The sequence below is a fragment of the Prevotella communis genome, from assembly GCF_022024175.1.
Taxonomy (GTDB): domain Bacteria; phylum Bacteroidota; class Bacteroidia; order Bacteroidales; family Bacteroidaceae; genus Prevotella; species Prevotella communis.
The window spans coordinates 3,453,647-3,475,033 of record NZ_CP091794.1; the positions used below are offsets into that span (position 1 = coordinate 3,453,647).

General features: G+C 48.8%; 16 protein-coding genes. 8 read left to right on the forward strand and 8 right to left on the reverse strand.

The annotated features are described in order from the left end of the window. Window positions 1-11: 11 nt before the first annotated feature. The 5 genes from L6466_RS13830 to dapB all read right to left on the reverse strand — a co-directional run bounded on the left by L6466_RS13830 (window position 12) and on the right by dapB (window position 5,000). On the reverse strand, window positions 12-1,508 hold the full coding sequence (locus tag L6466_RS13830) for a GH3 auxin-responsive promoter family protein (protein ID WP_091819163.1): 1,497 nt from the start codon (window positions 1,506-1,508) through the stop codon (window positions 12-14). Between the two features lie 90 nt (window positions 1,509-1,598). After that, entirely contained in the window at window positions 1,599-2,222 is a 624-nt protein-coding gene (locus L6466_RS13835) for a WbqC family protein (protein WP_237802493.1), read from the reverse strand. Further along, window positions 2,219-2,740 (reverse strand): signal peptidase I, encoded by a 522-nt coding sequence (gene lepB, locus L6466_RS13840; RefSeq protein ID WP_237802492.1) that lies wholly within the window; start codon window positions 2,738-2,740, stop codon window positions 2,219-2,221. Before lepB (L6466_RS13840) ends, L6466_RS13835 begins: the two co-directional genes overlap by 4 nt. Next, entirely contained in the window at window positions 2,741-4,255 is a 1,515-nt protein-coding gene (gene lepB, locus L6466_RS13845; protein ID WP_237802491.1) for a signal peptidase I, read from the reverse strand. 31 nt (window positions 4,256-4,286) lie between these two features. Further along, window positions 4,287-5,000: a 4-hydroxy-tetrahydrodipicolinate reductase gene (dapB, locus tag L6466_RS13850; protein WP_091853915.1), complete on the reverse strand. Its 714-nt coding sequence runs from the start codon at window positions 4,998-5,000 to the stop codon at window positions 4,287-4,289. A gap of 111 nt (window positions 5,001-5,111) precedes the next feature. Between dapB and rnr the strand changes: the two genes are divergently transcribed. Beyond that, window positions 5,112-7,292: a ribonuclease R gene (rnr, locus tag L6466_RS13855; protein ID WP_237802490.1), complete on the forward strand. Its 2,181-nt coding sequence runs from the start codon at window positions 5,112-5,114 to the stop codon at window positions 7,290-7,292. A gap of 28 nt (window positions 7,293-7,320) precedes the next feature. After that, the gene (trhA, locus tag L6466_RS13860) at window positions 7,321-7,980 is read left to right on the forward strand and encodes a PAQR family membrane homeostasis protein TrhA (protein ID WP_091819157.1); all 660 of its coding nucleotides are present in this window, start codon (window positions 7,321-7,323) and stop codon (window positions 7,978-7,980) included. A gap of 21 nt (window positions 7,981-8,001) precedes the next feature. On the opposite strand, the gene L6466_RS13865 is transcribed toward trhA, so the two are convergent. Continuing rightward, on the reverse strand, window positions 8,002-8,832 hold the full coding sequence (locus L6466_RS13865; protein ID WP_091853910.1) for an ABC transporter ATP-binding protein: 831 nt from the start codon (window positions 8,830-8,832) through the stop codon (window positions 8,002-8,004). 139 nt (window positions 8,833-8,971) lie between these two features. Here L6466_RS13865 and L6466_RS13870 point away from each other — a divergent pair, with 139 nt between their 5' ends. The 4 genes from L6466_RS13870 (at window position 8,972) to L6466_RS13885 (ending at window position 16,122) form a co-directional block, all read left to right on the forward strand. After that, window positions 8,972-10,489, forward strand: coding sequence for an RluA family pseudouridine synthase (locus tag L6466_RS13870; protein WP_237794060.1), 1,518 nt, complete (start codon window positions 8,972-8,974; stop codon window positions 10,487-10,489). A 3-nt stretch (window positions 10,490-10,492) separates the two neighbouring features. After that, complete coding sequence (locus L6466_RS13875) at window positions 10,493-12,370, forward strand: AAA domain-containing protein (RefSeq protein WP_237794052.1); 1,878 nt, start codon at window positions 10,493-10,495, stop codon at window positions 12,368-12,370. Next, the gene (locus L6466_RS13880; protein ID WP_237802489.1) at window positions 12,367-15,504 is read left to right on the forward strand and encodes a DEAD/DEAH box helicase; all 3,138 of its coding nucleotides are present in this window, start codon (window positions 12,367-12,369) and stop codon (window positions 15,502-15,504) included. Before L6466_RS13875 ends, L6466_RS13880 begins: the two co-directional genes overlap by 4 nt. Before the next feature lie 69 nt (window positions 15,505-15,573). Beyond that, entirely contained in the window at window positions 15,574-16,122 is a 549-nt protein-coding gene (locus L6466_RS13885; protein ID WP_237802488.1) for a DUF3332 domain-containing protein, read from the forward strand. 60 nt (window positions 16,123-16,182) lie between these two features. On the opposite strand, the gene L6466_RS13890 is transcribed toward L6466_RS13885, so the two are convergent. Beyond that, complete coding sequence (locus tag L6466_RS13890) at window positions 16,183-17,478, reverse strand: DUF2264 domain-containing protein (protein WP_091819151.1); 1,296 nt, start codon at window positions 17,476-17,478, stop codon at window positions 16,183-16,185. A 145-nt stretch (window positions 17,479-17,623) separates the two neighbouring features. On the opposite strand from L6466_RS13890, the gene L6466_RS13895 reads away from it, so the two are divergent. Further along, window positions 17,624-18,712, forward strand: coding sequence for an OprO/OprP family phosphate-selective porin (locus tag L6466_RS13895; protein WP_237802487.1), 1,089 nt, complete (start codon window positions 17,624-17,626; stop codon window positions 18,710-18,712). 30 nt (window positions 18,713-18,742) lie between these two features. Next, window positions 18,743-20,260: a sodium:solute symporter family transporter gene (locus tag L6466_RS13900; RefSeq protein ID WP_237802486.1), complete on the forward strand. Its 1,518-nt coding sequence runs from the start codon at window positions 18,743-18,745 to the stop codon at window positions 20,258-20,260. Window positions 20,261-20,288: 28 nt separating this feature from the next. Here the strand turns inward: L6466_RS13900 and L6466_RS13905 are convergent, their stop codons facing one another. Beyond that, window positions 20,289-21,269: a leucine-rich repeat domain-containing protein gene (locus L6466_RS13905; RefSeq protein WP_237802485.1), complete on the reverse strand. Its 981-nt coding sequence runs from the start codon at window positions 21,267-21,269 to the stop codon at window positions 20,289-20,291. Window positions 21,270-21,387: the final 118 nt, after the last annotated feature.

The following is a 21,387-nucleotide window of genomic DNA, read 5'->3' on the forward strand; positions in this document are numbered from 1 at the left end:
TCTTTCATTTTTCATTTCTCATTTAACGCGAGCAACTCCTCAAGTTGGTTGCGGCTGTTACTGAGACGAGGCACCTTATGCTGCCCGCCCAATTTTCCTTTTGATTTCAGCCAGTCGTTGAAGAGATTCTCACGGGCAGGGATAATCTCCAGATGCTGCAAGGTGATATCCTTGAAACGCTTAGCCTCATAGTCGCTGTTCAGTTCCTGAAGCTTGCGGTCGAGGATTTCGGCAAACTGCTGCAGATTCTCAGGAGCCTTAGAGAACTCGATAAGCCACTGATGACGGCATTTTGCATTCTGGTCCATAAAGACAGGAGCCGCCGTGTATTCAAGGACCTGGGCGCCTGTCACCTCACATGCGTATTTCAGTCCCTGCTCCGCATTATCAACGATGAGTTCCTCACCAAAGGCATTGATGAATGACTTGGTACGTCCTGAGATAAAGAACTTATAGGGATTCGTAGAGGTAAACTGCACCGTGTCGCCAATCATGTAACGCCACAGACCACAGGAGGTAGAAATGAGCATCGCATAGTTCTTACCAGTCTCCACGCCCCACAACGGTACAATTGTATCCGTGCCCATCTCCTGAAACTCATAGAAGACATCATAGTCGAGCATCAGCAACATGGATTTGTCAGCAGGATCGTCCTGAATACCGAAGAAGCCCTCACTGGCATTATAGGTCTCCATATAATGCATCTTCGGACTGGTAATCAGTTTCTCGTACTGCTCACGATAAGGCGTAAAGGCCACACCGCCATGAAAGAATACCTCAAGGTTAGGCCATACCTCCTCCAAATGGGTCTTGCCAGAGAGCTCCATCACGCGATTCAGTACTGACAACATCCACGAGGGTACACCAGAGAGGTTGGTTACATTCTTGTTCATTGCCTCACGGGCTATGCGGTCGCGCTTCACTTCAAAGTCGCTCAACAGGGCCGTCTGCTTTGAAGGCACACGTACCAGATTGACGATGGGGTTGATATTCTCAATAAGAATAGCGCTGAGGTCACCTACCAAAGAACCAGGAAGGTTATAGTTGGGCGCATGACTTCCACCCAGAATCAATCCCCTTCCATCAAACATACGACTTTGGGGATTATTACGCAGATAGAGAGCTACCACATCGGCACCACCCTTATAATGAACATGTTTCAGACCATCTGACGAAACAGGGATGAACTTCGACTTATCGTTCGTCGTGCCACTTGATTTGGCATACCACTTGACACGGCCCGGCCAAAGGATATTAGCCTCACCCTGACGCATACGGTCGATATCACCTTTCAATTCCTCATAAGTATTGACGGGGTTATTACGTACAAAATCATCATAACCCTTTGTTGCTGCAAAGAGATGCTCACGACCATACTCTGTGTCCTTGGCCTTACTGATCAAATGGGCCAGCACCTCACGCTGCAACTGTTCTCCTTGTGTATTATGTTTCTCCAGTTCCCGCCATCGCTTAGCAAACAGCGGTCTTACAATTCCTGTCAGACTCATCTTGTTACTTCTTTATATCCTGCAAAGTTACTGCAAACTTTTGTAATACACGCAAGTTTTTACGTTTTTTAATAGGAATAAGGGGCTTATCTATAGATAAAAGATGCTTTCCGGACCCATATTAAACAGAAGATCCAGAATGCTGAGGTTGGGCAGAAAACCATGTTTCTGCTGATAAACCTGATAATAAGGTTTGGGTTGAAAATCGACATCCTCAAGCGGATGCTTGGGGTTGATGCCCAAACGAAAATCATCAGGATTGATGGATGGGGGGCAAGATGGCTGAAGTCTGAAGTCTGAAGTCTGTACTATTGTCGGCTGTATATCCAGCAACTCACACATCTTCTGACAGATAGACATGTTATAATCTTTCAGTCGCTCCCAATGGCGCTCCGTAAAGAACGGGCGCAGGTCATCTTCGTAATACTCAAAGAAAGGGGAATCACCATAGGCTGTCTGCAAAGCCTGCCAATGCAGATGACGCCAGTTGCCATGATCCGAAATACGGATATCACTTATCATATTGCTTGCATCATGGACCACAGGCACCGTCAAGGCCTGAACACCCTGCGTCGTTGCTATCAGGCAGCGATTACGATAGGTCTGCTTCTGGAAAGTCTCCTGTAGGTCTATGGACACAGAATCATAGCGGTATAACTTCTGATACCACTGCACAGGACCGAAATAAGTGGTAGAAAGGAGTACGCTGGTCATAGAGGCAGAAGGATTCTATTTGAACGCCACCCTTTCCACAGAGGTTCTAACGGGTCACGACTATATACAACCATGAAGGCACGCCCTATGAGGTATTCCTCAGCAATAAAACCCAACTGATGGGAATCAAGCGTCTCCAACCAGTAATAATCTGCGTCAGCACAGTCTCTCAGGCTGGGCACCACAAATGTGTTTCCCTCATGAACAATGGTGTCTCCAGGTAGTCCCTTACAGCGATAGATAAGAATCTGGTCGTTATTCTGTGGATTCTCAAAAGCCACCAAATCACCTTTCTCAACAGACTGTCGGGCTATGCGTCCATAGCCAAAGAAACAATCTTTCCCTCCTACCCTCAGGCCGTAACTCCATCTGTTTACCATCACGCGGTCACCGGCTTGGAACACCGGTCCCGAGCCAGTGCCGCTGATAGTATAGAGAGTGACACCTATCATCCTGACAACCATCATAATTGCGAAGGCTATCAGGAATGCCAATAGGAATCGGAGGGTCTTTTTCATTTACTTAATGTTGTCGACAAATCGGAACAGACGACTCCAACGGATGCCTCCTCCGAAGAGACCACGATCGGGATCGCTACTCCACCAGATGAAGATGGGCTTACCCACGATATGATCTTCAGGCACAAAACCCCAATAGCGTGAGTCGGCAGAGTTATGACGGTTATCACCCATCATCCAGTAATAGTCCATCTTAAAGGTGTAGCTATCCGTCTGCTCACCATTGATAAATATCTTACCATCACGCACCTCCAGGTCGTTATGTTCATAAACCCTGATAGGACGCTCGTAGATAGGCAGGTTGTCAAGAGACAACTTAATGCTTTCACCCTTCTTAGGAATCCAGATAGGACCGTAGTTGTCGCGAGTCCAGTCTTTCACCATATTAAGAGGATAGACCTCTGCAGGATTACCTCCTGTAACAGGAGCCATTGCCTGTACCAGGTCCTTTCTGCTCTTCAGCAATGCCGCCGTTTGCTTCGTCATCGGCATGATGATACGGTTATTGCGGAATTGCTGGGTCAGCTGTATCTGACCTTCGCTCTTGAAATAGGCCTTGTCGGCACTACTCAGGCCGAGATCCTCGCAGGTGATGCCGTTCTCTTTCAAGAAATCATTGGTGAGAATAGCACCATCATTGAACAAAACATCGTATGTGTACTGCACGTTATCCGGTTCTTTATTGGCCTTACCGTTCAGATAAACAACATGCTCGATAATCTGCAGGGTATCACCAGGCAGACCCACACAACGCTTCACGTAGTTTTCACGACGGTCTGTGGGACGATAGCCAATGCCACCAAACTCCTGCGCATTAGCAGAGATATACTGTCGTCCCAAGTTGTAATACGCCTCAAAACGCGCTCTCTGCTCAACCTTCGATAGCGAGTCAACAGGATAAGCCATAGGATAGTTCTGCTCATATATCTGACGTCCATAACCATAGCACATATTGTAATACTCCGTCTGATAAGGCACATTCTGACAAATCGTATCACCAGCGGGATAATTGAACACCACGATATCATTGAGTTCCACCTTACCCAATCCAGGCACACGACGGTATTCCCAATGAGGCCACTCAATGTATGACTTCAAATCGCCAATAGGCAAGGTATGCTGTGTCAGGGGAACTGTCAGCGGGGTCTCAGGAATACGAGGTCCGTAGCTCACCTTACTCACAAAAAGATAATCACCCGTGAGCAGCGACTTCTCCAATGAAGAGGATGGGATGACATAGTTCTGGAAAAAGAACTGGTTGATAAAATAGACAGCCACCAATGCAAACACGATAGCATCGACCCACGACATCACCGAGCGCATCGGACCTTCCAAGTCCTGCCACCATTTCCAATTGATTTTCTTTGAGATATAGGCGTCATAGATAAAGGGAATGACCAGCAGGCCCAACCATGACTCCACCCAATAGAGGAAAAGCAGATAGCACACCATCACCAGGACAAACTTGGTCCACTGCTTTTTCATATTCAGTTTCTTCTTTTCGCGTTTTTCCATACCAACACGTAATCTGATATTTCTAATACTCCTAGAACTTAAACATATCACTAATTGTCAGCAATCCCTGATGATCCTTGGTATATTCTGCAGCCAATACTGCACCAAGGGCAAAGCCACGACGTGAATGCGCATCATGCGTTATCGTGATGATATCGGCATCAGAGTCATAGCGGATGGTATGGATGCCAGGCACCTCTCCACGGCGGATATGATCCACACGCAGCAGTTTGGGGTCTGTGGTATCCTCTGCCCAGGCTTCTTTACGGTCGATATTCTCCACAATCTCCTCGGCCAGCGTGATAGCCGTACCACTGGGATGGTCGAGCTTATGCACATGATGCGTCTCCTCCATCTCTACATCGTACTGCGGAAACTGGTTCATGATTTTGGCTAAGTAACGGTTAACGGCAGAGAAGATGGCCACGCCGATAGAAAAATTTGAAGCCCAGAACAACGTCTGGCCGTTCTCGCAAGCCTGACGGACATCATCTCCATGTTCCTTCATCCAACCTGTAGAACCAGACACAACCTTTACGCCTTTAGCCCACGCTTTCAAATAGTTACCATAGGCAGCCTGAGGAGCTGTAAACTCGATGGCCACATCAGCTGATGCGAAGGCCTCACTCTCAAAATCCTGTTGATTGTCTATATCGATGATACTAACAATCTCATGGCCACGGCTACGGGCTATTTCTTCAATCATTTTGCCCATCTTGCCATAGCCGATTAATGCTATTTTCATTTTAATTCGAATTAAATTGCGTTGCAAAGATAGTAATTTTTGCCCATTAAGGCTCAACAATTAAGAATTTTTTGTATCTTTGCCCACGTAAAAACCAATACTTTTGCAATTATGGGAAAGAAAAGAGGTGGAAAACGGTTGAATAAGCGTGATGTTGCAAACGCTTTGCAAGCCTTGTTTCAGGCTCATCCTGGCGAGACGCTCAGTTTCAAACAGATATTCAAGGCACTGAAATTTGATACGCATCCCGTGAAGATGCTCGCTATCGACGTGATGGAAGAGATGGCATGGGATGATTATCTGTCGAAAGTAGGTGACAGCGCTTATAAACTGAATCTGAAGACGCAGGTGCAGGAGGGTACTTTCATCCGTAAAGCCAACGGCAAGAACTCGTTCCAGCCTGATGATGGCGGCAAACCCGTCTTTGTAGCAGAGCGCAACTCGATGTTCGCCCTCAATGGAGACCGGGTGAAGGTGGCCTATATGGCACGCCGTCAGAATCATATCAAGGAAGCGATTGTTACAGAGATTCTGGAACGCAAGCACGACCAGGCCGTAGGCATCCTGCAGGTAGAGAAGGATTTCGCCTTCCTGAATGCTGAAGGAAACTTCTTTGTGCATGACATCCTGATTCCTAAAAAGAAGCTCAAGGGAGGCAAGACTGGCGAGAAGGCCGTTGTAAAAATCACGCAGTGGCCATCGGCAGAATCAAAGAATATTGTCGGTGAAGTCATTGACGTGCTTGGCAAACAAGGCGAAAACAATGTTGAGATGCATGCCATCCTGGCGCAGTATGGTCTGCCTTATAAGTATCCGAAACGTGTAGAGGATGCTGCTCTGAAGATTAACGCAGAGATTTCCGAGGAAGAAATCGCCCGTCGTGAGGACTTCCGTGAGGTGTTCACCTGCACCATCGACCCCAAAGATGCCAAGGACTTTGACGATGCATTGAGCATCAGAAAAGTCACAAGTCAAAAAAATAAAACCTCAAACCTCTATGAAGTAGGCGTCCATATTGCTGATGTGAGCCATTATGTCACCGAAGGCAGTATCATCGATCGTGAGGCCGAACAGCGCGCTACCAGCGTCTATCTTGTTGACCGCACCATTCCTATGCTACCAGAAAGACTATGTAACTTTGTCTGTTCACTCCGTCCTGATGAGGAAAAACTCTGCTATAGTGTCATTTTCGTCCTGGACGATGATGCCAATATCAAAGACTGGCACCTGGCCCATACCGTTATCAAGAGCAACCGCCGATACGCCTATGAGGAAGTACAGGAGATTCTGGAAGGAAAAGATGGTGACTACGCCGACGAATTGCGTATCCTTGACAAAATGGCCAAACGTCTGCGCGAGCGCCGTTTCAAGAATGGTGCTGTGAAGTTTGATCGTGAAGAACTGCACTTTGATATTGATGACGATGGCAAGCCCACCCGCTGCTATTTCAAGAAGTCGACAGATGCCACACAGCTCATTGAGGAGTTTATGTTGCTGGCCAACCGCACGGTAGCAGAATTCATCGGTAAGGCAGGAAAGGCTAAAAAAGAGGATTCTGGCAAGCCCTCCAAAGGCAAGACTTTCGTTTATCGTATCCACGACCAGCCCGATCCTCAAAAGTTGGAAAGTCTGCGCACAGCCCTGGCTCCTTTCGGTTATAAGGTGAAAACCAGCGGCACAAAGGGTGCTATCTCAAAGAATCTCAACAACTTAATGGAGGAAGCACAAGGCGAGCGCGAACAAAAACTCGTAGAGACGCTGACCCTGCGTGCGATGATGAAAGCCAGATATTCGACCCACAACATTGGGCACTACGGACTGGCTTTTGACTACTACACGCACTTCACCTCCCCCATCCGTCGTTATCCTGACACGATGGTGCACCGTCTGCTCACCCGTTATCAGGATGGTGGACGTTCTGTGAACCAGGATCACTACGAGGAACTCTGCGAGCACTGCAGTCAGATGGAGCAGACCGCCCAGAATGCAGAGCGCGACTCTATCAAATACAAGATGGTGGAATTCATGGCCGATAAGGTAGGTATGGAGTTTGATGCCCATATCAGTGGTGTCCAGTCATACGGCATCTACTGCGAGATTGATGAGAACCACTGCGAAGGACTTGTGGGTATGCATGACCTCGATGGCGACTATTACGAGTTCGACGAGCGCAACTACTGTCTGGTAGGCCGCCGTCATCATCAGAAATATCAGCTTGGCGATGCCGTCCGTATCAAGGTGGCTCGTGCCAACATAGAGAAACGCCAGCTCGACTTTGTCCTAGTTGACTAGCCCTCAACTCTCAAACCTCAAACCAAAAATGGCAATAAGATACACACACAAGGAGGAAGTTTGGAATTCATGGAGTCATGCTGGCGGTGCTATAATGGCCGGAGCAGTGGGCATCGCATTTTTTATCGTCGTATTATTAGGCAATAACGACCGCTCATGGGCAGCTATTGGTGTTGGGCTTTACCTCTTCGGTATGCTGGGCAGCTATTTGGCATCTACCATTTATCACGCCCTGAAACTCAGGAATCCATGGCGAGAACATTTCCGGAAGTGGGACCATGCAGCCATCTATTGGCACATAGCAGGCAGCTATTCGCCTATCACACTGATGGCACTACGCAATGAAGGATATTGGGGATGGACGCTTTTCACCTTTGTATGGGTCTGCGCCCTCATAGGTACCCTGATCAGTTTCATCAAACTGAAAGACCACTCAAATATCGAAACGGCATGCTTTGTGATAATGGGTCTTAGCGTATTGGCTGCCTTTAAGCCATTGGTTGACACAGTTTCAACGAATGCTTTCGTCTGGATTGTGCTCGAGGGAGTATTTTATATCACGGGTGCTGTGTTCTATTCGTTCAACAAAAAGAAATATATGCATACGGTATTCCATTTCTGCGTATTGGCTGGTAGTATCTGTCATATCGTTGCAGTATGGGATATTCTGATACGTGACATTTTCTAGGTCACACAGAAATCACTGAAATCACAGAAATTTCTTGACCCTGACACTGAGTGTAGCTTTATTAAACTCGATACCTTTGCCTCGTTCAACAAACTGGCTCAAGGCACCACTCTGTGCCAATTCGTGTGGTGTTCCTATCAGGAGCTTTGCTCCTCTTTCTGTGATTTCAGTGATTTCTGTGTGAGGTCTAGTCATCAGCCATATCTCGTCAGCCACCTGCAAAGCCAGTTCCAAATCATGGGTCGATAGAAACACCGTTTTCTGTGCCTCCCTACTGATACGACTCAGCAACAAAAGCATGTCCACCTTACTGGGATAATCCAAGAAGGCTGTAGGCTCATCCAAATAAATGATAGGTGTCTGCTGCGCCAGTGTCTTCGCTATCATGACCTTCTGGCGCTCGCCATCGCTCAAAGTCTCAATCATCCTGTTTTTCAGATGACCAATGCCTATCAAAGCCATTGCTTCCTCACAAGCCCTTCGGTCATCATCATTCAGTCGTCCCCAGAACCCAGTATAAGGCGCGCGTCCCATTTCTACCAGTTCCATCGCCGTCATTTGCTGCACATCAGGTTTCTCTGTTAACACAATACCAATAGTACGAGCCAGCTCGCGCTCAGTGTATTGTCCCAACTCACGTCCCTGGATACAGATACTTCCACCCAGTTGTGGCTGGAAGGCAGACAACGTCTTGAGCAATGTCGACTTACCCACACCATTCTCACCCAACAGACAAGTAAGACACCCCTGATGAATGTTGGCCGTAAGATGTTCAGCCACCACCCTGGTGCCCTGCTTATTCCTGTAACCTATACTCAGGTCGTTCAGCGTGACAGATATATTGCTATTCATTTTGTCGGAAGTCTTGACATTCTCCGTGCAAAAGTATGCTTTTTTTTTGATGTGAGCAAGTAATATCGAAAAAGTTTTGTACTTTTGCATTCAAATGCCGTTTCATCTTCTACACACCCTGACACCACGTCCAAAACAGATGAATAATCCGTTTTGCTACGAGCCGCATCCACTTTGTTTGGAGGCGGCCGATGAGGTGCGTGCATACCTAAAGCAGCACCCTAAATGGGACGAAGAGATACAGGCAGGAAAGATGTTTGGTGTCTTGGTGTGCGAGAATCAGCAAGGCCAACTTGGTTTCCTTGCAGCTTATAGCGGGCAGATTGGCGGACGCGAAGACTGGCCTTGGTTTGTGCCAGCTATCTTCGACTATCTGCAGCCCGATGGTTATTTCAAACAAGAGGAGGCTCGTATCTCTGCCATCAATCAACAGGTGGAGGCATTAGAAAAGAACAATGAGCACCTGGCCCTACAAGCAGAATGGCAGCAGGTCAACCAACAGGCCAACCAGGAAATTGCAGCCTATAAGCAACTGATGCAACAGTCAAAAAAGCGACGTGATGAACAACGGGAAAAAGATGGTGAGACTGAGACGATAATTCGCGAGAGTCAGTTTCAGAAAGCCGAACTACGCCGCTTGAAGAAACGTTGGCAGGAGCAAATGGATACCATTGAGAGACGCCTGCAACCATTCTCCGCAGAGATTGCCTCATTGAAAGCTGAGCGGAAACAGCGCTCTGATGCTTTGCAACGTTGGCTATTTGACCATTTCATGATGGCGAATAGCGAGAATAAATATCGCTCGCTGACCAACATCTTTTCCCAAACGCCTCAAGGAGTGCCTCCCTCTGGTTCAGGTGAATGCTGTGCCCCTAAGTTACTCCAGTATGCCTTTACCCATCAACTGCGTCCATTGAGTATGGCAGAATTCTGGCAAGGCAGGTCACCTCGCATGGAGATACGTCATCATAACCACTACTATCCTGCTTGTCGGGGTAAATGCAGACCTATCCTAGGATGGATGCTCCCCATGGAAACCAATGAGGCCCACAAGTCCCTGGAACCTATCATCATACACCAGGCATCCGGTTTCCTCGTTATCTACAAGCCAGCTGGCCTACTATCCGTTCCTGGTCTCTCTGATGCCCCATCAGTAGAAAGTCTTCTCAAGAAGCAATATTCGGAAATCTATATGGTACATCGTCTGGATATGGATACCTCGGGTGTGATGGTCGTGGCGCTGACCCAAGAGGCCTACCATCATTTGCAAAACCAGTTCTTAGCGCGAACAGTACAGAAAGAATATGTCGCGATATTGGAAAAAGAGATACAAGGGAGCGGCACCATTAGTCTGCCCCTACGACCAGACTTGACAGACCGTCCCCGTCAGGTGGTGGATACTGAGTACGGCAAGCCTGCCCTGACAGAATATCAGGCCTTAGGCGATTGTCGTATCCGACTGACTCCCCATACTGGTCGCACCCATCAGTTGCGTGTGCATTGTGCCCACGAGCAAGGTCTCAATAATCCTATCAAGGGCGATCCTCTTTATGGACGACAGAAAGCCGACCGCTTGTATCTGCACGCCGAACTGCTGTCCTTTAATGACCCGGAAACAAACGAACGGCTAACGTTCCGCTATCCTGCACCATTTTAATTTATGAGCAAAGAAATAACATCCCCTATACTTGAACTGCAACGCCAGCGTGCTTTGTTGCAGATGGAATACGATGAAGAGAAGCGCGCCTTCCAACAGCAGACCGAAGCCCTCGGCATGCTGCGAAGGGTGAAACGTGGTGATGCCTGGATGCCTTTGCGTGTTGGCAAGTCGTACTATAACTCCCTGAATCAATATTGCGTGGAGGTATTCCGCCAGGCAGACGATGACACAGACCATAACTTTGAATTCGGACGACCAGTCCAATTCTTCGTACAAAAGGAGAAAGAGATTCATTTCTTCCATGCCACTGGTAGCGTGAGCTATGTCGATGGCGACCGTATGGTGGTCAGCATACCCGACGGCTTTCCTGTTGGGGATTTACAGATCACCGATGGTCAGCTAGGCATCCAACTCTTCTTCGACGAGACCTCCTATCGCCTGATGTTCGATGCCATCGACCGCACCATGCGTGCCAAAGGCCGATTGGGTTATCTGCGCGACCTTTTCTACTCGCATCAGAAAGCCGAGACATTTTCTTTTCCTGACATCGGTTTCTCGTATCTGAATGAAACCCAGCAGCATGCTGTCAACGAAGTGCTGCGAGCCAAGGATGTAGCCATTGTACATGGCCCTCCAGGCACAGGAAAGACAACCACCCTTGTAGAAGCCATCTATGAGACCCTGCGTCGCGAGAGTCAGGTACTGGTATGCGCCCAGAGCAATACGGCGGTAGACTGGATATCGGAGAAACTCGTAGATAGAGGTCTGAACGTTTTGCGTATAGGAAACCCCGTCAGGGTAGACGATAAGATGCTCTCCTTTACCTACGAGCGTCGCTTCGAGGCTCATCCTGACTATCCCCAGCTATGGGCTATCCGCAAGGCTATCCGTGAATTGCGCAGTCATAGAAAACGTACAGACAACTGGCACCAGAAGATGGATCGCCTGAAGAGTCGTGCCACCGAACTGGAGATACGCATCAATGCCGAACTCTTTGGTGAGGCACGCGTCATAGCCTGTACCCTGGTAGGCTCTGCCAACCGTCTGCTCGACGGCATGAAGTTTGGCACCCTTTTCATCGACGAGGCCGCCCAGGCCCTTGAAGCAGCCTGTTGGATACCCATCCGCAGGGCCAGTCGTGTAATCCTGGCAGGCGACCATTGTCAGTTGCCCCCTACGGTAAAATGCTATGAAGCCCTGAAAGGCGGACTAGGTCACACGCTGATGGAACGTATCGCCGAGCAGAAGCCTGAGGTGGTGACCCTTCTGCGCATACAATACCGCATGCACGAAGATATCATGCAGTTCTCGTCCGACTGGTTCTACCATCACCAGATGGTGGCGGCACCCGAGGTAAAACACCGCAGCATCCTAGACCTCGATCTGCCTATGATGTGGATTGACACCTCACAATATGATGGTAAGGAGGAATTCGTGGGAGAGTCCTTCGGTCGTGTCAACAAGACGGAAGCCGAACTGACCCTGCTCTCCCTGCAAGCCTATTTCGAACTCATCGGCAAACAGCGTATCCTGGACGAGCGACTCGACGTGGGCATCATCTCACCCTACCGTGCCCAGGTGCAGTATCTGCGTTCACAAATCCGTAAGAAGGAGTGGATGAAGCCCTTCCGCACACGCATCAGCGTGAATACCGTTGACGGATTCCAGGGACAGGAGCGCGACATTATCGTCATCTCCCTGGTACGCTCTAACGACGACGGACAGATTGGATTCCTACGCGACCTACGACGCATGAACGTGGCTATCACCAGAGCACGAATGAAAGTCATCATCCTGGGCGATAGCAACACGTTGACACGCCATCCGTTCTATCGTAAGTTATACCAATATGTGAAGTCATTGAAAGGTGAAGAATGATCAACGCTAAGGAACAATATGATATACTTCAGGAACTGGCTGCTGGCAAACCGTCAACAGTCAACCTGCGACAACTGCACGAAGTCATCAAACTCTGTGCAGCAGAAGGCTGTCGCTCACAAGGGGGAACCTTTGGCAACCTTTTCTCGCAGATAGACTATGTCTGCAAGCACTATGGATTGAAAGCGCAACAGAAATGGGCTATCCAACAGGCTCGTCGCCATTCCAATGGAAATGAAACGTTGTCTCTCGATGAGTGGCACTACGATTTGCGAGCAGTAACTCTACTTATCTCTACCATCTTCCATGAGGATGTGCCTGGCAGTCTGCTGCAACTGTTGCCTGTCAACCTACAGCCTCAACCCACGCAACTCAACATCAACAAGCGCTATATCCGCTGTATTGTCCGTTCGTACGACGACAAGACGATAACAGCAGACAGCGAAGAGGGGGAGATTGTCATTGACTATGGCAATACTGACGGGGGGCGCGATTTTGCCTATCTGCAAAAAATACTCCGCGAGGGTATGCAGCTGAACCTGCTGGATTGCCACTATGACGAAAAGATCGTTCCAGGTCTCATCGTGGTAGAGCCCGACTTTATGCTCGACATCTCGTCTCTGGCGGCCTGTTTCACAGCCTACGGGCATCATCCCCTACTCTACACCGTCAGTCGTCTGAAGCCACGTCCCAACACGCAAGCCACACTATTAGGTAACTTTGCCGGCACGGCTCTCGACGATATCATCCACAACCCGCAGGTCACGCTACAACAGTCATTGCAACGTTCCTATCGCGAACAGGCCGACCGCTTTGCTGCATGCGAGGACTTCAATAAAGAGAGCTTTGAACAGGCTGCGGCTGCGCAGATGGAGAATATCCGCCAGACGACATCAATTCTTAATTCTGAATTCTTAATTCATAATTCCCTACTCGAGCCCTCGTTCGTCTGCGAGCATCTTGGTCTTCAGGGACGTGTGGACTTGATGACGGCCGATATGAGTCTGCTTGTAGAACAGAAATCAGGCAAGAACCAGAAGATAGAATACCAGAGTCATGATGCCCATGGTCTGCAACTGGAGAGTCACTATGTGCAGTTGCTACTCTATTATGGCATCCTGCGCTATAATTTCAACAAAAGTGATAATCAAGTAGATACCCGTCTGCTCTATTCACGCTATGCGCCAGAGAAAGGACTGATAGCGGTCAACTACTATCGCACCCTGTTTCGCGAGGCCATCAAGTTGCGTAACCAGATTGTTGCTACCGAACTGCTTATCGCTCGCGACGGATTTGGTCGCATCATCCCCCTGCTCAATGCTGATATTATATATAAAGGTGTTGCCCGCGATGGCTATTTCCATCGTTATATCCTGCCAGAACTCTTAACTCTAAACTCTTATCTCTTAACTCTCGACTCTCTTGAACGTGCTTACTACGAGCGCATGATGACCTTTGTCTATCGTGAACAAAGGGCACAGAAACTGGGCAGTAGTGAGCAAACACTCCATCATGCTGGAGGATGCAGTTCCGACCTTTGGCTGATGCCCCTCAACGAGAAACAAGAACAGGGTAACATCATCATGCCCCTCCATATCATCAAGCGCGAGAAAACAGACCCAGATGGTGGCTATAACCGCATCACCCTTCGTTTCAGCAATGTTCCCAATGCGTCCCCATTGGGCACCCTCAATTTCCGTAAGGGCGATATGATCTATCTTTATCAATACGATGAAGAGCCGAATGTCCGGAAAAGCATTCTCTACAAGGGCAGTATCGAGGATATCCATGACGGCAAGGTCATTATCCAATTGAACGATGGTCAGCAGAACGAGTCCGTCTTTGCCCTTTCAGACAAGACCTGGGCTATAGAACATGGTGGTAGTGATGTGGGTACCAACAGTAACATCCGCAGTATTCACCAGTTCATACAATCCTCGCCCCAGAAGAAGGCGCTGCTCTTAGGACAGCGTACACCTGAGGCCGACACCTCACTCACCCTGTCACAGTCGTACAGCCCTTATTATGATGATATCCTTCTGAAGGTCAAACAGGCTCGCGACTACTTCCTTCTGGTTGGTCCTCCAGGAACGGGCAAGACCTCTATGGCCCTACGCTTCATGGTGGAAGAAGAACTAAAGGGTATCGATACGTCATCCATCCTTCTGATGGCCTATACCAATCGTGCTGTCGATGAGATTCGCTCCATGCTTGAAGATGCCGGTCTTGCTGACGATGAACGTATCCTCACAGGTACCACATCCATGATGCAGGCACGTCCGTTCCTCTTGGAAGGCCGCCATTTCTCCTTGGCCATTGTCGACGAAGCCTCACAAGTATTGGAGCCAGGCCTCATCGGATTACTGAGTAGCGACCAGATAGACCGTTTCGTACTCGTTGGTGACCACAAGCAACTGCCTGCCGTGGTACAGCAGAATCCGGAGGAAGCACGGATTGACGACCCATTACTCAGAAGTATCGGACTGAACGACTGCAGGCAGTCGCTCTTCCAGCGCCTTTACAACTGGGAGGTACAGCAGCAGCGCACGCAATTTATCGGCACCCTTCACCGTCAGGGACGCATGCACCCTGATGTGGCATCGTTTGCCAGCAACCATTTCTATCATGCCTGGCTGCAACCCGTTCCCCTGCCCCATCAGCAGGAAACAGCCATCGGCTACGACCTGCCCTCACAAGATGCCATTGATGATATTCTCAAGACTCATCGCATCGTATTCTTCGACTCAACACCCAACACCATCGATCTTGCCCTGCGTATCCGTCGTTTCTATGGCGAACGCTTTAATCCAGAGAAGACCCTTGGCATCATTGTGACCTACCGCCATCAGATAGCAGCCATCCGGGAGGTTCTTCCTGATATCAGTATTGATACCGTGGAGCGTTATCAGGGTTCACAGCGTGATGTCATTATCTACGATGTTGGCGTCAGTCGTCAGTACCAACTGGATTTCCTGACTGCCAGCACCTTTACAGACGACGAAGGACAGACAGTGGACCGCAAGCTCAATGTTGCCCTGACACGTGCTCGCAAGCAGATGATTATCGTAGGATGCTCATCTATTCTGCGTCAAAACACCCTCTATCGTCAGTTAATCGATAATTTTTCTGTATAAAACAGGATGCCATTTACAGAAAATGTGTAAATTTGCACGCAGTTTTTATGACTTTAACAATTAAACGGTATGAAAAAGATTAGTTTAAGTGCAGCCTGTGTGCTGCTGGCAGGTAGTTTTCTGTGCAGTTCATGTATTGGTTCTTTCAGTCTCTTCAATAAGTACGAGAAGTGGCAGTGCAACATGACCAGCAACAAGTACGTTAATGGTATCGTAGGTCTGATTCTGCAGCCTATCGTAGGTGGCGTATGCCTCTTCGTAGACGCTGTAGTACTCAATACCATCGAGTTCTGGACAGGCAGCAATCCTATGGCTGTAAACAAGGTGCAGACCGTGAAGGGTCAGGACGGCCGTTACTATGCCGTAAAGACGCTGAAGAATGGTTACGAGGTAAAGGCTCCTAACGGTGAGATTACCCTCTTCATTCACGACAGCAAGACAGAGTCATGGTCAATCTCTCAGAACGGTGTGACCAAGGAGATTATCCGTTTCAATGCCGATGGCACCATCCAGGCTTCCCTGCAGAATGGCGAGAAGCTCACCGTGACCAACGACGAGGCTGGTATGCAGCAGGTCAAGGAAGCTGTTTACACAGACAACTGCTTCGCTCTGCGCTAAGCAAGCCTACATCAATAAAAAAGTAATGGAGAGCCACTTGTGCTCTCCATTTTCTTTTTCTTACCAGCGGTCTTTAGTCTGGATATCGTCTGCCCAGCGATGGTCTTTAGGGAAAGGTTGTCCGCCCCATGCCTTCACCTGCGTCCAAGGCTCAGCCTTACAAGTCCAGAAATCATGGTTGGCTGGCAGTCCGAGAGGCATCAGCGACAGACTGGTCATATAGAGCGAACCATTATTGGTGTACCAGTCGGCTGTCTCCGGCTGGTGTCCACAGAAGCCGATAGTAAGGAAGCCACCCTCATTGTAATTCTGTTGCTGGTCATACATCCGATGCATCACCTGCGTCAAGGCGGCACGCACCTGTCCGTTGCTCAGTTCCCGAGGCAGTTTCTGATACCAGGCCATCAAAGCCAATGGTTGCATAGCTGCCATACGATAAGGCGTAGAGCGACCAATCACAGGGAATGTTCCCTCTGGCGAGATAAAGCGCTCCAGGATAATCGAGAATTTCTGTGCGCGCTTCAGTGCACGGTCATAATATTTCCTGTACTCCAAACGGGTATTTGCCCTCGCATCAATCATATTCTGAAGGGTCTCCAGATACATGGCATGGAACACATAACTCGAGTAGTAATCGAAAGCGAACACAGGACCATCGGCATACCAGCCATCACCTACATACCATTCCTCTACCTTACGAATCGTCATCATCACACGGAAGTCGTCATACTCCCTCAGCCCAGCAGCCTTAGCGATAAAACTCTCTATCGTAGAAGAGAAAAGGAACCAGTTGGTATAAGGCGGTTCTATCGAACGCAGTTTCTTGAACTCCTTGATATAACGCTCCTTCGTTACCTTGTCGAGCGGCACCCACAAGGCATCATAAGCACGGATAAACGACTCTGCGATATAGGCAGCATCCACCAGGTTCTGGCCAGCCACACCCCAACAGAGGTAATCAGGACTCTCAGGATCTACCGAGTTCTTATACGAAGCCAGGGCCCACTCACGCAACTGGCGAACCTGTGCGAGTTCCTTCTGCTCTGCAGCAGAACTGCCAAACACGCTATCTGGCAGGGCCAGCCAAGGCGCAATACCGGCCATCAGGCGACCAAACGTCTCCATATACACCACCTTGCGATTACGGTTGTCAAACGAGGGTGAGAACTCCGTCTGCATATTCTTCTGCAGTTCACCCTTAGCCATGTTTTCCAATACCGGCTGTGCCATTTTATAGGCCTGCTCACACCAATACTCACGATCAGAAAGTTGTTTTGTTGCCTTCTTCTTTGCCTCTACAGGAAGCAGTACAGAAAAAGCACAAATAGAAACCAATACAAGTATAAAACGTTTCATTTTGTAAGAAATAAATTGAATATTGTTGCAAAGTTAAAAAATAATTCATAGTTCATGGTTCTTAATTCATATTTATTTCTTACCTTTGCAACCATATTTTATTTTTTTAACTAAAACATTGGTATTACTAAATTAATCGCACGGTATGAAAAAGCAGACATGGATGGCGGCAACTTTAGCCGTAGTGCTGGCCGTTTTCAGCAGTACGGCAGCTATGGGACAGAAGAAAAAAGACACTCCCCTTTGGATGGAGGACTTTACCAGTCGTATCACCCTGAACGGCTATGCACAGGGCGGCTGGTCCTATCAGGACCTCAACGGTGAGAAGACCAACTCCTACAATCTGAAGCGTACGCTCCTTTGGGCAAAAGCCCGTATCACAGACCGCTGGTCGTTTCTCTTTATGCACGACTTCTCGAGTGTTCCACAAGAGTTCTATACCGATTTTCGCGTGACAAAGAATAACGCGCTGACCGTCCGTCTGGGACAGTTCAAGCACTCTTACACCATGGAAAACCCCATGTCTCCTACTCAACTGGAACTTATCGACGTCTATTCTCAGGCTGTGCTCTATCTGGCTGGCGAAGGTCCTGACCCCCTGAATGGTGTGAACTATGGTCGCGACCAGGGATTGATGATCTTTGGTGATATCCTGAAGAACAAGGTACACTATGAGCTGGCGCTGATGAGCGGACAGGGTATCAACCGCAAGGACCAGAACAACCAGAAAGATTTTATCGCCAAATTGGAACTGCGCCCCATGGACGGCTTGCGTATTGTAGGCTCCGGCTATCTGGGCACAGGTAATGCAATGGGTACTGCCGCTTGGAATCCTGACATCCAGAAAGGTGACAACTACAAGCGCAACCGCTATAGCGTAGGTGTAGAATATAAGACGGCCCCCTATTCTGAGGGCGAATACAAAGAAGCCCGTCCTGCCAGCATCCGAGCCGAGTGGTTGGGCGGTGAAGATGGTGAAGTAGGCAGTCGCGGTGGCTATGTCACCACCTGTATCCCTGTCTATGACGCCCTCGACATCGTAGCATCTGGCGAGACCTTCAACCGCAACACCAAGGTTGACGGATGGGATCAGACCAACCTGACCTTGGGCGTTCAGTACTGGTTCTACAAGAAATGTCGTGTACAACTGCAATACACCCGTTGCCTCTGCGGCGAGAAAATCTCCTCAAAGGATTACAACTGGTTGCAGGCTCAGGTGCAGGTAGCATTCTAATTGGTAATTGAAAATTGACAATTGATAATTATGTTAATCAAAGTTCTCTTAACGATTATTTTCCTGGCCGTCATGATTGGTGTAGGTCTCTACACCCGCAAACAGGCCAGCAGTGTTGATGGATTCGTGCTCGGCGGACGTTCCGTAGGTCCCTGGCTCACGGCTTTCGCCTTTGGCACCAGTTATTTCTCTGCGGTCGTCTTTGTGGGCTATGCAGGACAGTTTGGCTGGAAATACGGTCTCTCGTCCGCATGGATTGGTATTGGTAATGCCGTGATAGGTTCGTTGCTGGCCTGGATTATCCTGGGACGCCGCACCAAACTGATGACACAGCATATCGAGAGCCGCACAATGCCCGATTTCTTTGGCACCCGTTTCCAGAGTCAGGGACTGCGCGTAGCAGCATCTATCATCGCCTTCGTCTTCCTGATTCCCTATACCGCAGGCGTGTATAGCGGTATCTCGCGTCTCTTCGAGATGGGCTTCGAGATTCCCTACGAGTATTGTGTAGTGATCATGTCTATCCTCACCGCTATCTACGTCATCCTGGGAGGCTATAAGGCTACAGCCATGAACGACTTCATTCAGGGTATCATCATGCTCTTTGGTATCGTGGCAGTGATATGGGCCGTACTGGCCAATAACGGAGGTCTGACAACAGCTGTAGAGCGACTGGCCGAGATTCCAGCCGATGATACAGGCGCTACAGGTGTCTTTGCTTCGTGGTTCGGACCTGACCCCTGGGGACTGCTGGGTGTTGTCATCCTCACCTCCCTGGGCACCATGGGACTGCCCCAGATGGTAGGTAAGTTCTATTCTATTACTGACGAGAGTGCCATCAAGCGCGGCACCGTTATCTCCACCATTTTCGCCTTCATCGTGGCTGGTGGATGTTATTTCCTTGGTGGCTTCGGACGTCTTTACGACCCCGTGATTGGTGCCAATGGCAAGATAGCCTTCGACTCCATCGTACCTGCTATGCTCATCACCCTGCCCGATGTGCTCATCGCCCTCGTAGTACTGCTGGTGCTGTCGGCATCTATGTCCACACTGGCCTCATTGGTACTCACGTCAAGTTCAACGATGACCCTCGACCTCATTTATCGTGACAAGAAGTCTTTGCCTGGTGAAGTAGAAGAAGGCACCATCGATGATATTGTTGCCGAAAAGGTTGAGCGTCGTAAGGTCGTGGTGATGCGCGTACTGATTATGTTCTTCATCGCTATCTCCCTGCTCATCGCCCTGAATCCTCCCACCTTCATTGCCCAGCTCATGGGTATCTCCTGGGGTGCGCTGGCAGGTGCTTTCCTCGCTCCCTTCATGTTGGGTCTCTATTGGAAGCGCGTCACCACCGCCTCTGTATGGGCCTGCTTTGTATGGGGCGTCGGTCTCACCGTTATCAACATGCTCCTTGGCAACCCCATCAATCCCATCAACTGCGGTGCTATTGCCATGCTTGGTGGCTTCCCCATCGTATTGATTGTCAGCACGATGACACCCCACATGTCCAAAAAGGATGTGGATCAGATATTCGAGTGCTACAAATAGATTTCAATAAAAATGGAGGAGTAAAATTTTACTTCTCCATTTCTTTTATCGTCAGGAAACATTTCTCCCAGCCGTTAAACGACGAGCGTTGCCCTTTAGGAATCATCAGACAGTTGTATCCTTCGTCAAACACCTTTGATGGTGATGGTACAGAGATATAAGGCGTATAGCATCTCACCTCACTGTCTGATTCCTTCAGCAATGCGCATTTCTTGAAAGCCTTCTGTTCTATGACGACACTACTGCAATACAAGGAGACAGTGAGCAGGGAGTCACAACCATAGAATGCCTCCTGACCAACGTATGCCAGGTTCTCAGGAAGGGTCAATGTCTGCAGATGACTACCTGAGAAAGCATAGGCACCAATGACGTCCAGCGTCTTGGGGAAAGAGATACTCTTCAAGCCCTCACAGTCACGAAAGGCAGAAGCGCCAATCTTCTCAACGCCCTCGGGCACCACCGTATTCTTACCACCCAGATACAGCTCACGATTCTCGGACTTGATTATCGCATTACAGTTGTTGCGTGAGTCGTAGACAGGATTGCCAGCCTTCACATAGATATTCTCTAGACGAGGGAAGCGACGTGCCAGGTCCTCACCATCACTATAAGTCTCGTAATAATCCGTGAAAAACACCGTCTCGCCCCACGACTTCACATTGCCGCCTATGACCAGCGATGTCAGCACATCATTGCCATTGGGACGCTTCGTTGTCTCGTATTCCTCCTTATCAAACACACCCAGATTCTGAATCTTTGTCAGCGGATAATCCACCTCATTGATACCCACAGCATCAGGTATCACAATCTCACGTACCTTCTCTGCCGTACCAATCAGAATAGCTTCTGTCTTATCAATTTCGAAATACAGTGTGCCATCAGTATAATAGCCATCCTTGATATATGGACGCACCACATAGGCGCTGCCACCCTTGTCAAATTTCGACATACATGCACTGGCAACAGCACAGAGAATCACACCGATTAGTAATTTTACACCCAGTTTCATTATTGACTTTCTGATAATCATGTACTTATGGTTAAGAATCTATCGGCTGCAAAGGTATGAAGATTTTGCGAATTATACAAAAAAAGGACACTTTTTTGCATTAATCCAATAAAAAGCC